This window comes from Allosphingosinicella sp., assembly GCF_036402135.1.
Lineage (GTDB): Bacteria > Pseudomonadota > Alphaproteobacteria > Sphingomonadales > Sphingomonadaceae > Allosphingosinicella.
The window spans coordinates 121,496-135,590 of record NZ_DASWTN010000010.1 but is presented as its reverse complement, the minus strand read 5'-3'; the positions used below and the strand labels follow the sequence as shown (position 1 = coordinate 135,590).

The window sequence follows — 14,095 nt, the reverse complement described above, 5'->3', positions numbered from 1 at the left end:
CCTCAGCGTTCGCGCAAGGCTTCGCTGCGGGCCTTCAGCACCGGCTTCAGCAGATAGCTGAGGACGCTTTTGCGGCCGGTGATGATCTCGACATCGCATATCATGCCGGGGGTGATCGGCAATTGCCGGCCACCCGAGGCGAGGTGGGACCGATCGGTTTCCACGACGACGGTGAAATAGGCTTCACGGGCCTGTTCGTCATAGATGCTGTCCGCCGAGACCTGGACCACGCGGCCCTGCAGCCCTCCGTAGACGGAGAAGTCGTAGGCGGTCACTTTGACCAAAGCCTTGTCGCCGACCTTAATGAAGGCGATGTCGCTCGGTTTCACGCGGGTCTCTACGAGCAGCTTTTCGCCCATCGGCACTACTTCCATGATCTTCTGTCCCGCGTTGAGGAAGCCGCCGACGGTAGTGACCTGGACGTCGTTGACGACCCCCTGCACCGGTGAGCGGATTTCCATGCGTTGAAGCCGCCCGGCGGCGCCGCGGAGAGATTCCTGATTCACGGCCATTTTCGTCGTGATCTGGGCGCGTTCGGTGAGCGCTTCCTGCCGGAACTGAAAATTGGCTTCCGTTGCCTGCGCCTGCGCCTCCCGAACACCCGCGCTGGCGCGGGACACGCCCTGCTGCGCGGCGGCGAGCCTGCCCTGAAGGTCGACCAGTTCGCGGCGCGCGCTCAGCAGCTCCGTTTGAGGGACGATGTTCTTTGCCGCAAGCGGCTCCAGCATTTCGACCTGGCGTTGGGCAAGGCTGATGCTGCCTCGGAGGCTGTCCACGGTTGCCTGTGCTTCGCCTAACTCACGGCGGCGCTGCTCGATGGCCGCGCCCATTCCAGTAAGACGGCTCCGAAGAGCAGAGGCGCGTACCGATTGAAGAGCGAATTCATCCGCGCAGGCTGCCGGCACGCGGCCGTCGGGGCCCGGGGGGCAGCCGCCACCTTGTCCTTGACCTTCACGCGCAAGCCGCGCGGCGCGTGCCGCGAGAGAGTCATTCTCCGCTGCGATTTGGCCAAGCGCCGCCGACGATTCCGTATCGTCTAGCCTGACAAGGATCTGCCCCCTGCTGACCTGCTGGCCGGAGCGGACGAGGATTTCATCGATGCTGGCGGGCTCGGAACTCTGGATCACCTGCACCTTGCTCGAAGGAATGACCTGTCCCTGTCCGCGCGTGACCTCATCAACCTCAGCAAGCGAAGCCCAGATCAGAAAAAGGAGGAAGCCGATCGCGCTCACGGCGATAATCAGGCGCGGACCGTCCAAATCGTGGACGCGCCGCCCCCCCCCCCGCCGCGACTTCGCGCGCCGCACCTGCTCCGCCTGATCGGTATAATGAAACATACGCTTACTGCCCCCCCTCGGGCCGTTCCGCTGCCGCCAGTCGCACTGACGCCGTACTTTCTTGCGCCGACGAGATGCTGGCGAGGCTGCCTCTGGTCTCGGTCGGCATGGGTATGCTCAGGGTCCAGCCCTTCGAGACGTCGAGCCTGCCGCCGACATCGTTTTCGGCACGCCGCTCGTCCAGCGCGAGCGGGAGGCTCGCCGGCGGCGCGCCTCCCGCGTCGGCCCCCGCGACCGCCGTGGGGGTGGCCACCGCAGAGCCAGTCATCATGGGCTCGCTTCCAGCATAACGATCGGAAAAGGCGCGCCGCAGGCCCCAGCTGCCAGGCCAGCGATAAAAAATGTGTGTGCCGATCTGCGCTATCTTGCTGAGCCGCGGCGCCCAATAAGGTGCAACATAATCGGCGTGATAATGGGTGGCGTGGCCCACGGCCGAGGCCACCTGGCCGCTGAGCGCGGCCCGTGCAACCGCCGCGGCGGCTTCCCATGCGCCCTTGGCCGGCTGACGGTACAGAGAGCCGTCGCAGGTGAAGCTGAATTGACAACCGGGCCTCGTGGAACCCTGATAGACGACGCCGCAGACTGAATTGGGATAAGCAGGATGACGGACCCTGTTGAGGATCACCTGGGCGACTGCCCGGCGACCTTCCATGGGCTCGAAGCCGGCCTCATAATATACGGCCTGTGTGAGGCAATGAAGCGCACGCGCGCCGTCCGACGGCGAAGCGGCCTGCAGAAGAAAGGGATGCGCCGCTTCTGCGGGAAGGCCGAGGAAAGGCAGAGCAGCATTAACGCGCCGCGCCTCCTCCGGATCTTCTTCTCCAGCGACAATCGCCTGCGAGGCCAGGGCCGCGAGCTCCAACGGCATCGCATCAGGCAGGCGAATGCTTTTGACGGACGCATTGGCATGGGCCTCCAATGCGGGCCGGTCCCAGGTTAGGCCGACCAACGCCAAGCCGCAGGCGATGAGAAGTAGGGCGCCGAACAGGCGGCTGAAAGGCAATGTGCGGATCACTTCCTGTCTCCGGCAGGAGCATTGGTGAGCGCTCGCATGACGTCGTCCTTCAGACCGTCAGCGATGATCCGCCCCTGATCGATCACGATAAGGCGGTCGACAATGTCGAGCATGGCATTGCGGTGCGTCGAAACAACGAGCGTCTGGTCTGCTGCAAGACCCGTTTTAAGATGATCAATGAACCAGCGCTCCGACTGCGTGTCCATCGCCCCGGTTGGCTCGTCGAGGAAAAGGAGCTTGCAAGGTTCAACGAGGGCGCGGGCGAGCACAAGGAAGCTCCTTTGGCCGCCGGAGAGTCGCGAGCCCTTTTCACCGACTAGAAGATCAAAGCCCGCAGCGTCGCGCGAAAGGAAGATGTCGGCGCCGGAACGCTTCACGGCATCGATCAGTCGCTCTTCGTCCGCATCTGCGGATCCCAAAAGCAGATTGTCTCGAACCGTGCCGCTGAACAGTTCGGCATCCTGACCGACATAGCGGAAAGCGGTCCGGATTTGGTGGGGGTGATGCTGTCTACTGTCGAGATCGTCGATCAGCAGCACGCCTTCCGATGGCGGATAAAGGCCGCACAGGAGACGCCCAAAAGTCGACTTGCCGGACGCGACGCGGCCGATCACGCCGATCCGTTCGCCGGGACGAATGGCAAGCGAGATGTCGCTGAGCGATGCCCGGCTCGCACCGGGATAGGTGAAGTCGACATGCTGGAATTCAATGTCGCCCCGGCTGATTGCGGGAAGGACGCTGCGCGCGGCCATAGCCCGTTCGTCCGGCGCTTCGGCTAGCGTCTGGAGCGACCGCATAGTCAGTATGGCTTGTTTGGCGCGTGTCATCAGGAATGCGAACTGCCCGATGGGCGACAGCGCACGCCCGGCAAGCATCACCACGGCGATGATCGCGCCCATGGAGATTGTGCCGGCATTGAAGAGGTAGAAACCTCCGATGATAAGGCCGACGCTGATCATTTGCTGGCAGAGCGAAGCGAGATTGATCGCGATTGCGGAAAGCCCGCGCAGCTTCTTCTGCGTGCTGGCGCTCATCTCGGCATAGCGGCGCCAGCGCCCCAGCATCCGGCCCTCGGCACGCGCAGCCTTCAGCGTTTCCTGTCCGCTGATCGATTCCACGAGGATGCCGTGCTGCAGGCTCGAGTCCGTCTGCGCATCGAGCGAGACTTGGCTCATCGCCTTCTGGAGCGCAATGCCGAGCACCAGCATCACCACGATGCCAGTTACAGGAACCATCACCAGCCATCCAGCGACGATGGCGATCACTGCCAGGAAGACGAAGAGGAACAGCATGTCCACGACGAGGACGACCGTGGTGGAGGCGAAGAAGTCGCGAACGGCTTCATAGTCGGAGACCCGTCGAGCGAGTGCGCCCGTGCTGCCTTCCTTGGAAAGGAGCGGCATGTTCATGACTTTCTCGAAAAGCTTTTGCGACAGGCGGGCGTCGAGCTCGCCGCCTACGTCGTCCACCACGCGGGCGCGAGCGAGACGAAGCGTGAATTCGAGGGCGAGTGCGAGCAGCACGCCGGCCGCCAGCACCCATAGGCTGGAGACGGTCTTGTTCGGGATGATCCGGTCATAGACATTCATCGTGAAGAGCGGCAGCGCGAGCGCCAGCAGGTTCACGATCGCGGCGGCGAGCGCCACGTGCAGGAAAGAGCGCCTTACCTTGCGGAACTCGCTCCAGAACCAGTGGGTGCGTGCAGCCTTCTGCCACGGCCGTTCCCGTTCCCGTTCCCGGGCAGGATCCGCTTCGACGAGGATCGCCGCGCCAGAATAGAGCGGCGTCACCCGCTCAGCCGGCACCCATATAGGTTCGCTCGCGCCCGGCAGGAAAAGCAGGAAATCACGGTCTCTGACCTCGAGCAGGACAGCTGCCTGATCGTCGTCAAGCTGGAGGAGAGCCGGCAGCTGGGCGCGCCGGAGCTTCCGAAGGGAGATAGACCTCGGAATACCCCGCATGCCGATCTGTTCCAGCGCCGACTCCGCCTGATGGAACGGCAGCCAGCCCCGCATGTCGAGGGCGAGCCCCGCGCGCAAGATTACGGATGACGACGGCCGGTCATATTGCCGCGCCAGGAAGGCGAGGCATTCCAGCACCGGGTCGATGCCGGCGGAAGAAGCCGCTTGCGCGTCCTCGCCCGCCGCCGTTCCGGCGACGCCATCAGCGGCCGGTGATTTCTTGCCCAGATACAAAGTTCACCTCAGTTCGAAGCAGTATAAGGTTGCCGCGGCTCCAGGAGGTTCGGAGGCGTGTTGACCTTGAAACGGGCACGCGTATCCGCCGCTGCCTGCACTGGCGGAGTGACACCGAGAGCTTCGAGAAGCAGGTTCGATGCCGCCAGCACCCGATATTGGGCATAAAGCTGCGCCAGCCGTGCGGTCTCCGTCTGCACCTGAACGTTGTACCGCGTATTCTGCGCGTCCAGCACGTCGAGAAGCGAGCGGCGGCCGACGTTGAACTGTTCCCGGTAGGAAATCAGGAGATCGTCGGAGACGCGGCTCTGCTGCTCCAGTTCGCCGACGAGTCGGCCCTGGTTTTGAAGGCGGGTCCAGGCGGTGCGGACGTCCGCCTCGGCCTGGCGTCCGACTTCATGTACGCGGAAGCGAGCTTCGGACTCGCGCCGGTCCATTTCCTTGACCTTGTTGTGGTTGACGTAACTGTCGAAGATGTTCCAGCGGAGCACGACACGGCCGAGATAATCCTCGGTCCGGCCGCGAAAGCCATCTATGTCGTCGCCCAGCCTTACCCGGCCTTCGAGGCTGACCTTTGGCGCCAGATCGGCGCGCGCGAGGTTCGTCTCGGCATTGGCCGCGTCGACATCGGCAATCGCTTCGAGGACCCGCGGGTTCTGCGCGCGTGCGGTGTCGACAGCCTCGTCTACGGTGGCGGGAAGGTTGGCAGTGAGCTGCGGCGGCATCGTGGCTTGACCGATCGGCACGCCGGTCAGCTGATGAAACGCGATGCCGGCATTTTCGAGCTCCTCACGCGCCTCGGTGAGCTTGGTGCGGGCAGCCTGGAGCCGCTCTTCGGCCTGCTGCTGGTCCGCGATGCTGATTGATCCGCGGGCGACGCCTTCGCGAAGGTCACCCACCAGACGCTCGTGGAAGGTCAGATTGTCCTGCGCCGCGGCGACGATGCGCTGCTGGAGGAGGTAGTCGATATAGTGACGCGATACGTTAAGCGCGACGAACTCCGACCGCTCTTCGATGCGGAGGGCGGCGCCGTCGGTTCGGGCAGCCTGGCGCCGCACTTCCGAGCGGACCGAGCCGAAGTCGAGCAGGGTCTGCTCCGCGATGAAGTCGGCCTCCAGCGGATAAAGCGTATCGTCGGCGATGCCCAGGTTGCGCCGGGTGGCGTTTTCGAGGCGCCGCACACCCGCCGAGGTCTCAACCGAGAAACGGGGACCATAAAGGCCCTGCGCCTGCTTCCGCTCAAAATCGATTGCTTCGCGGTTCGAAACCGCCTGCCGGATTTCGGGATTGGTCGCGATCGCCGTCTGCACGGCCTCGCGAAGATCGATCGCCTGCGCCTGACCCGAAAAGATCATGCTGAGAATCAGAGTGGCCGGAAGCGCGGCGGCCCTGCTTTTCCTGCTTCTGGATTGCATCTTTCTACCCCCCATAGATTGCGGGCCGAGCAGCCCGAGTTTCACGGACCGGCGGCAGCGCACGTCCTGCCGCCGGTCCGCCGGTCACGCTTGTCCCGCTGCCGCCATGTCCTGGATCATGGCGAAATCCATCTGCATGCCTATGACGTGGGCAGCGAAGCCCTGTTCGATGCCAGGCCCAGCTCCTAGCGACTGGATCGGAAGACCTTCGCCCCCGCCGAGCGTATCAAGAACCGCCTGGATGTCCGGTCCAGATGAGCCGCCATCGAGCGAGTCCGCCAGCACCGTTGCGAGAGCCTCTCCGCCTTCGACGGGAGCCTGCGAAACTGCCGGCTCCAATGATTTGCCGTCGATGACCGGCATGGCAGCCATTTCCACCGTCACTTCCACATGCTCGATTGTGTCGGCGGCAACTTCGCTATTCTGGAGCAACTCGCTTGCTTCCACATCTTCGGCAGCGTCGCCATCCGCATCCGAATGGGAAGACACGTCATCAGCCTTGCCGTTGCTCGACGCCGGCTGACCCCGCGCCCCGGAGCTTTCATCCTCCTCGACGAGTTCCTTGCTTTCATTTTCCGACGTGCGGATTTCCCACTCTGGATTAGTGGTCGAAGGTTCGGCTACCGCAACGCTGACATCCGATGTTGACGCATCGCTGTCGGACGCTGCCGCTATCTCCGTTCCTGCGATCGTCACGAGGCCTGCAGCCAATAGTGCGCTATTTAACCCCGCCGTCGTTTGGCTGAGCTTCTGGCTCTCGACCGCGAGGCTAGTCGGTACGGGCGCACCTCCCTGGAAGGTGAGGTCGATCGTCGTCCCCGGCGTGCTGCTCGACACGACGTCTCCGTCATTGTCGGTCACGGTGACGCCGAACGAGATGACTTGGTTGTCCGGGATCAGCTGCTCGGTGACCACGAAATTCTCGACGCGCGCGGCGCCATTACCCGAATAATCGAACCGGACGATCATCTGGTCCCAGATCACGTCGCCTGGCGGGTCCAGAGTGACGGTATTGACCCCGTCCGCTTCCTTGTTGACGACGATCGGAGCCACGTTGACCCAGGTCGTGCCGTTGAAATAGGCGTAGCTGATGGTGACCTGATTGGTGTTCGGCTGGAAGTTCACGTCGAACGTCAGGGCCGAAGAGTCGTTGTTCGTGAACAGGAACCCTTCGTTGTCGTTCACCAGATTGTTGGCGACACCGAACCCATTGCCCGACGGGTTGATGGTTGAGCCATCATTGGTGAATTGCGACGGGAGCGTGGTCCCGGCGCCGAAAGACACACCATCGAAAATCGCATCGCCGACGGTGATGGTCGTGTAATTTCCTGGCGCAATGGCGGCGATGTTGAGCGGCGAGTTCACCACCGGCCGGGTGGAAACCACATCGACAGTATATTCGCCTGTTTCCTGGTTGACGGTAATCGTAAAATAGGGATTGCCGTTGACCGAAGCCGTGATCGTTCCCGTGCCGTTACCCGTATAGGTGATGCCTGGGATCGAGGTGAGCGCAGTCAGCGTGATCGCGCCGCCGTCGGCGCCATATTCGAAGCCGATGTCGCCGCTATGGCTCGCCACCTGGTTCGGAATGGACAGGTCCTCGGCGGATGACAGCGTCGGTGCATCGTCGCCAATCTGGATCTGGAAGGTCGCGCTGGCGTCGTCGGCTGGGTTGCCGTCGCTGTCCGCCACGGTCACGGTGAAGCTTTCGTACGGCGTCCCGTCGGTGTCGTGATCGACGTTCTCCGTCAACGTGTAGCTGTAGCTGATGACGTTGCCGACGATCCCGGTGACGGTAAGCGTGCCATAGTCGCCCGTCACCGTTGCGCCAACGGTTACCGTGACGCCATTGATCTTGACGGTCGAGATGCCGTCGCCGTTGGTGTAGCTGATCTGACCAGTCGTGGTTTCGACATTCGACGGCTCGTTCGTGCCTTCAGGCTCCAAGCCGCGCGCCGGAAGGCCCGCCTCGCTGACCGATGTGCCCGGCCCGCCCGCGGTCGGCACCGTTACCGTCGGCGTATCGTTCGTGCCGGTAATTGTGATCGTCAGCGTCGCAGGGCGGACATCGCCGTCCGCGTCTCGCATCGTGTAGTTGAACGTCTCCGTCAGCGTTGCGCCCGCGGGCAGCGCCTGCACAAGCGGATTGCCGTTATCGAGCGTATAGCTGTAGGTGCCGTTTCCCGTGTCGGTGAAGGTGCCGTAGCTCGCGGCCGTGCTGTCCCAGCCGACGAAGCTGGTGGGGGTGTCGGCGCCGGGCTGGCCGTTCGGGTGAAGGTCGTTGGTCAAGACATTGCCTGTGACCGGCGTGACCGTATCTTCGGCGATACTGTTGCTGTCATTTACCGCGTTCGGAACGTCGTCCACGATTTCGATGACGATGCTTGCCGGCGCCGATGACGCGGTTCCGTCCGAAACGCTTAGGGTGAAGGTGTTGGATTCAACTCCCATGACGTCCGTCGTGGGGGACGTCAGCTGATAGCTGTAGGTCGCAACGCCGGTTACCGCATTGTAGGCGGTAACCGTCAGGGTCCCGTTCGGTCCGACAAAGCTGGAGCCGGCAAGACTGCCGATCGCCACCGTGATGCCATTGATCGTGACGCTTTGAATGTCGTCGAGACCGTCGGCGTCGGTTATCGTGAAGGTGCCGGTCGCGAACTCGCTATTGGAGGCGGCGTTGGAACCGCTCGCAAGGCCGGCCTCGAACACCTGATCGTTGGCGCCGCCATTGCCGGGATCGGCCGTGATGGTCGGCGTGTCGTTCGAGCCGGTGATGGTGATGGTCAGCGTCGCCGGGCGCACGTCGCCATCAGCGTCCTGCATCGTGTAGCCGAACGTTTCCGTCAGTGTCTGGCCGGTGTCGAGCCCCTGAACCGCGGGGCTGCCGCTGTTCAGCGTATAGCTGTAGGTGCCGTCCGCGTTCGCTGTGAACGTACCGTGGGCTGCAGTCGTGTTCAGCCAGCCGACGAAGCTGATCGGCGTATCGGCGCCTGGCTGCCCATTCGGATGAAGATCGTTGGCGAGCACGTCGCCGGTGACCGGAGCAACCGTGTCCTCCGTAAGGCTGTTGCTGTCGTCCACGGCGTTCGGAACATCATCGACGATTTCGATGACGATACTCGCCGGAGTGGAGGAAGCGGTGCCATCCGACACAGTCAGGGTAAACGTGTTGGATTCGTTTCCGGCCAGATCCGCCGTCGGCGACGTCAGTTCATAGCTGTAGGTGGCGACGCCCGTCGCCGCGTCATAGGCGTTGATTGTCAGCGTGCCGTTCGGCGCGTTGAACGTGGAGCCCACAAGGCTGCCAATCGACACCGTGATGCCATTGATCGTTACGCTCTGAATGTCGTCCAGACCATCCGGATCCGACAGGGTGAAGGTACCGGTCGCGAACTCACTGCTGGAGGCCGCGGCGGAGCCGGTTGCCAAACCCGCCTCGGACACCTGATCGTTGGCGCCCTGATTACCAGGATCCGCCGTGATCGTTGGCGTGTCATTCGTGCCGGTGATGGTGATGGTCAGAGTCGCCTGGCGAATGTCGCCGTCGGCATCCTCCATCGTATAGTCGAACGTCTCCGTTAGCGTTTGGCCGGCGTCGAGCGCCTGCACGGCAGGATCGCTATTATCCAACGTGTAGCTGTAGGCGCCGTTACCGGTATCGGTGAACGTGCCGTAGCTCGCGGTCGTGCTGTCCCAGCCGATGAAGCTGGTCGGCGTATCCGCGCCAGTCTGGCCGTTCGGGTGCAGATCGTTGGTCAGGACATTGCCGGTGACCGGGGCGACAGTATCTTCGGCGATACTGTTGCTGTCATCCACTCCATTGGGAACGTCGTCCACGATTTCGATGAAGATGCTCGCAGGGCTGGAAGAAGAAGTGCCGTCTGACACGGTCAAGGTGAAGGTGTTGGATTCGACTCCAACCAGATCTGTCGTCGGCGACGTCAGCTCGTAGCTGTAGGTCGCTACCCCAGTGGCCGCATCATAAGCGGTGATGGTCAGGGAGCCGTTCGGGCCGTTGAAGGTGGAGCCCGCGAGGCTGCCGATCGCGACCGTCACGCCGTTGATCGTGACGCTGTCGATATCGCTCAGTCCGTCTCCATCCGAAAGCGTGAAGGTGCCGGTCGCGAATTCGCTATTGGAAGCTGCATCGGACCCGGTTGCGAGACCCGCCTCGAACACTTGGTCGTTGGCGCCTTCGTTGCCCGGGTCGACTGTGATCGTCGGCCGGTCATTGGTGCCGATGATGGTGATGGTCAGCGTCGCCACTGAGGTGTCGCCATCGGCGTCCTGCATCGTATAGCTGAACGTCTCCGTCAGCGTTGCGCCCGCGGCCAGCGCCTGCACCAGCGGATTGCCGTTATCGAGCGTGTAGCTGTAGGTGCCGTTGCCGGTGTCGGTGAAGGTACCGTAGCTCGCGGCCGTGCTGTCCCAGCCGACGAAGCTGGTCGGCGTATCGGCGCCGGGCTGACCATTGGGATGCAGATCATTCGCGAGCACGTCGCCCGTGCTCGGCGAAACGGCGCCCTCCTCCACGCTGTTGCTGTCGTCTTCCGCATTGGGAAGATCGTCGACGATCCCGATGACGATGCTCGCCGGAACTGAAGAGGTCGTGCCGTCCGATACGCTCAGTGTGAAAGTATCGGCTTCGACACCAGAGCCGTCCGTCGTCGGCGACGTGAGCACGTAGCTGTAGGTCGCGACGCCCGTTGCCGCATTGTAGGCGGTCACGGTCAGGGTGCCGTTGGCGCCTGAGAAGACGGAGCCGACCAGGCTACCGATCGCGACCGTCGTGCCGTTAATGGTGACGCTCTGCAGATCGTCCAGACCGTCCGCATCCGACACGGTGAAGGTGCCGCCCGCAGAGATGCTTCCGGAGCCCGCATCGGAACCCGTGGCGAGGCCTGCCTCGAACACGAGATCGTTGCCGCCCTCGTTGCCGGGATCGGCTGTGATGGTCGGCGTATCGTTCGTGCCGTTGATGGTGATCGTCAGGGTCGCGACGGAGGTGTCCCCGTCGGCGTCCTGCATCGTATAGCTGAAGGTTTCCGTCAGCGTCTGACCGGCATCGAGCGCCTGGACCGCGGGATTGCCGCTGTCGAGCGTATAGCTGTAGGTGCCGTTGCCGGTATCCGTGAACGTCCCGTAGCTTGCGGCCGTGCTGTTCCAACCGACGAAGCTGGTCGGCGTGTCGGCGCCCGGCTGACCGTTCGGGTGCAGGTCGTTCGCGAGCACGTCGCCAGCGATTGGGGCGACTGCATCTTCGGCAATGCTGTTGCTGTCATCTTCAGCATTGGGCACGTCGTCCACGATGTCGATGACCAGCGTGTCGCTCGCTTGACTGCCGTCGCTGTCGGTCACGGTCACGAGGAAAGTGTCCTCGGCTCCATCCCCCGACGTCGGGTCGGTCAGCGTATAGCTGTAGCCGTACACGCCGCCGGAAAGCGTCACCGTAAGAATGCCCGTCGCGGTCGTGACCGTGCCGCCGCCCGTAACGTTCTGCCCGTTGATGACCAGCGAGGCGATGCTGTCGTTGCCCGTGCTGATGGCGAAGCTGCCGCTTGCAGTTTCGCTGTTCGACGCGGCGTCGGATCCTTGCGGGAGCCCGGCCTCGAAGACTTCTCGAGCGGCTCCGACGTCGATCTGCGGTTCGGAGTCCGCAGCAAGCGTGATGGTCACCGTAGCGGTGGAAACGTCGCCATCGGCATCCCTGATCGTATAAGTGAAGCTGTCCTGCCCCTCTTCGCCTGGCGTGGGCGTGTAGGTAAAGGTTCCGTCACCATTATAGACGACGGCTCCGCGCATCGGGCTGGTGCCGAGCGTGACGCCGGTCGCGAGGTTGACGCCATCGGCGCCCGACGTGTCGTTGGCGAGAACGTTGATGACCATCGGAGCATCTTCCGCGGGCGAGGCGCTGTCGTCGCGTGCCGTCGGAGTATCGTCCACTATGGTGATCGTCAGAGTATCGGTGGCCGTGTCGCCGTCGGCGTCCGTAACCGTCACATCGAGATCTATCGTCGCCGGGTCGGTCGATGCATTGTCGGTAAGGGTGAAGGTATAGCCGATCGCGCCCGGCGTGATGCTGGTGATCGTCAGCGTTCCGCCCGGAACGGTAATTACTTGGCCCACGGTCGTGATCGTCACGCCTTCGACAGTTACCACTGCGGGACCGTCCGGAGCCGTGTAGGTGATCGTGCCGGCCGTGGTCTCAACGTTCGTTTCGGACTCCGAACCTGGGGGCTCGATGCCCCGAGGCGGAAGTCCCGATTCATCGACCACCGTGCCCTCGCCTACGGTCGGAACGATTACGACCGCGGAGCTGTCCCCGATCGCGATGGTGAGCGTCGCTGTCGACGTGTCGCCGTCGCCGTCGGTCAGTTGATAGCTGAAGAGGTCGCTGACACCGCCGGGCGTGCCCGCATTGCGGACATAGCTGTAGCTGCCGTCAGCGTTGATCGTGAGAACGCCATACTGCCCGATGATGGTTGTAGCACCGGAAACCGAGGTGAATGCTGCGGTGGACCCGGCGCGCGCGCCGCTGACGACAACGCCATCGGCTCCCGCCGTGTCCGCGCCCGCTGTGCCGCTGGTGGTTCCAGATCCGGTAACCACATTGCCCGTGGCCGGCCCGTATGAACCCGCGGCTACCCCATCGGTATCCGCACGCGCCGTCGGCGCGTCGTCCACGATCGCGATGACGAGCGTGGCCTGTGCCGTCTGCCCATCGGTGTCGGTGATTACGACCGTGAAGTTGTCGCTCGTGGCGTTGCCCAACGTATTGTCGGCGAGTGTGTAGGTATAGCCGATCACGCTGGGAGAAATGCTCGTGATAGTCATCGTGCCGAGCGGCGTCGCGATGGTTTGTCCGACGGAGCTGATGATAACGCCGTTAACGCTGACGGAGCTCACGGCGACGGTGATCGGCTGATCTCCGGAAGTAATAACGATCGTACCGGTCGTGGTTTCGGAGTTGCCGGCGGAATTGGAGCCCGGCGGCTCGCTGCCGCGCGCGGGTAGCCCGGCTTCATTGACGACCGTTGAGGCCGCGACCGCGCCAAGAGGCGTCTCAGGCGTGACGATGATGACACCCGGATCTTCATCATCCTCTTCGCGATAGAGAATTTCCTCATATTCCGGCTGGCCGAAGAGCAGCGCGGTGGGTGGAAGAAGATCGCCAAGATCCGTGCCGGGATCCAACTCGGGCACGGCGACGGCGAAATTGCCGCCAGAGCTGCGGGGAGCGCCCGCTGCTGGCTCGGGCTCTTGGCCGATGAGGAGCGCGGCGAGGTTGATCGCCGGCACTTCGACATTGCCGATGACGAGCTGAGGCACGAATATTGCGCCGTCGGCGATCACCATCTGCGACCCGTCGGGCAATGTGATCACCAGGTCACGTCCGGAAACTTTGATGTCGTCCAGCGAAACACCGGCTGGCAGGTTCACCACTCCGCCCGGCGCGGGGATGAGCTGGGCCGCCTGAAGCGCCGCAGCGACAGCCACAATAGAGGGCGCCTGCTGGGGTGATGCTTGAAGGGCTGTTTCCTGCAGCTCAGAAGAGGCTGCGCCGGTTTCCGCACTGAGATTGGAAGAGAAATCCGAAGTCATGATGACACCTCATGATTGACCGCCGAGCCTCGACGCGGGCGTTCCGCCGGAACGAGGATCGCGGGGTGCATCAAGGGAGGGGCGTCGCCCGCGGAAAACCGGCCGGCAATGGCGACGCAGGTGCGTGAAGATTGCTTCATCATGCCACCCCCTTGAGCGCGGCGACCGGACCATCCGGCGCTCGCATCGGTCCGGCAGTCATGTGCGAAGACGCTTCACACGACTCGACCGAGAGGATGGTTATTAAAGATTTAACAGGTGCGAGTCATCAGTAACGCAATAGTATTGTTCTAAATTCGCCGCCTTATCTTCGGATGTCTCACAATAGTATCAAACATTTCATATGTTGATTATGCAACTCTTATATAAAATCTATGAAATAATCGTCAGCTCCATTTTCTATAAATATCTTATAATTATAGGCAGGGCGATGGTATGCTGCTGGATGCTCTCCTGCCAAAAGTCTAGGTAGTACTACTTAATGGTAATCGCCTTATTAAAGGTTTAGATGACGGCTCTGGGGTTACTGTG

The 14,095-nt window shown here is 62.7% G+C and carries 5 protein-coding genes; all 5 read right to left on the bottom strand.

What is annotated here, in order from left to right; genetic code table 11:
* Positions 1-2: 2 nt before the first annotated feature.
* On the bottom strand, positions 3-1,337 hold the full coding sequence (locus VGD10_RS03410; RefSeq protein ID WP_331039387.1) for an HlyD family type I secretion periplasmic adaptor subunit: 1,335 nt from the start codon (positions 1,335-1,337) through the stop codon (positions 3-5).
* Positions 1,338-1,341: 4 nt separating this feature from the next.
* On the bottom strand, positions 1,342-2,352 hold the full coding sequence (locus VGD10_RS03405; protein ID WP_331039386.1) for a cell wall hydrolase: 1,011 nt from the start codon (positions 2,350-2,352) through the stop codon (positions 1,342-1,344).
* Entirely contained in the window at positions 2,349-4,547 is a 2,199-nt protein-coding gene (locus VGD10_RS03400; protein ID WP_331039385.1) for a type I secretion system permease/ATPase, read from the bottom strand. The genes VGD10_RS03405 and VGD10_RS03400 overlap by 4 nt, the downstream gene beginning before the upstream one ends.
* Positions 4,548-4,555: 8 nt before the next feature.
* Positions 4,556-5,902 carry a TolC family protein gene (locus VGD10_RS03395; RefSeq protein WP_331039384.1) on the bottom strand — a complete coding sequence of 449 codons (1,347 nt, stop codon included), beginning with the start codon at positions 5,900-5,902 and terminating at the stop codon, positions 4,556-4,558.
* A 144-nt stretch (positions 5,903-6,046) separates the two neighbouring features.
* Entirely contained in the window at positions 6,047-13,459 is a 7,413-nt protein-coding gene (locus VGD10_RS03390) for an Ig-like domain-containing protein (RefSeq protein ID WP_331039383.1), read from the bottom strand.
* Positions 13,460-14,095: the final 636 nt, after the last annotated feature.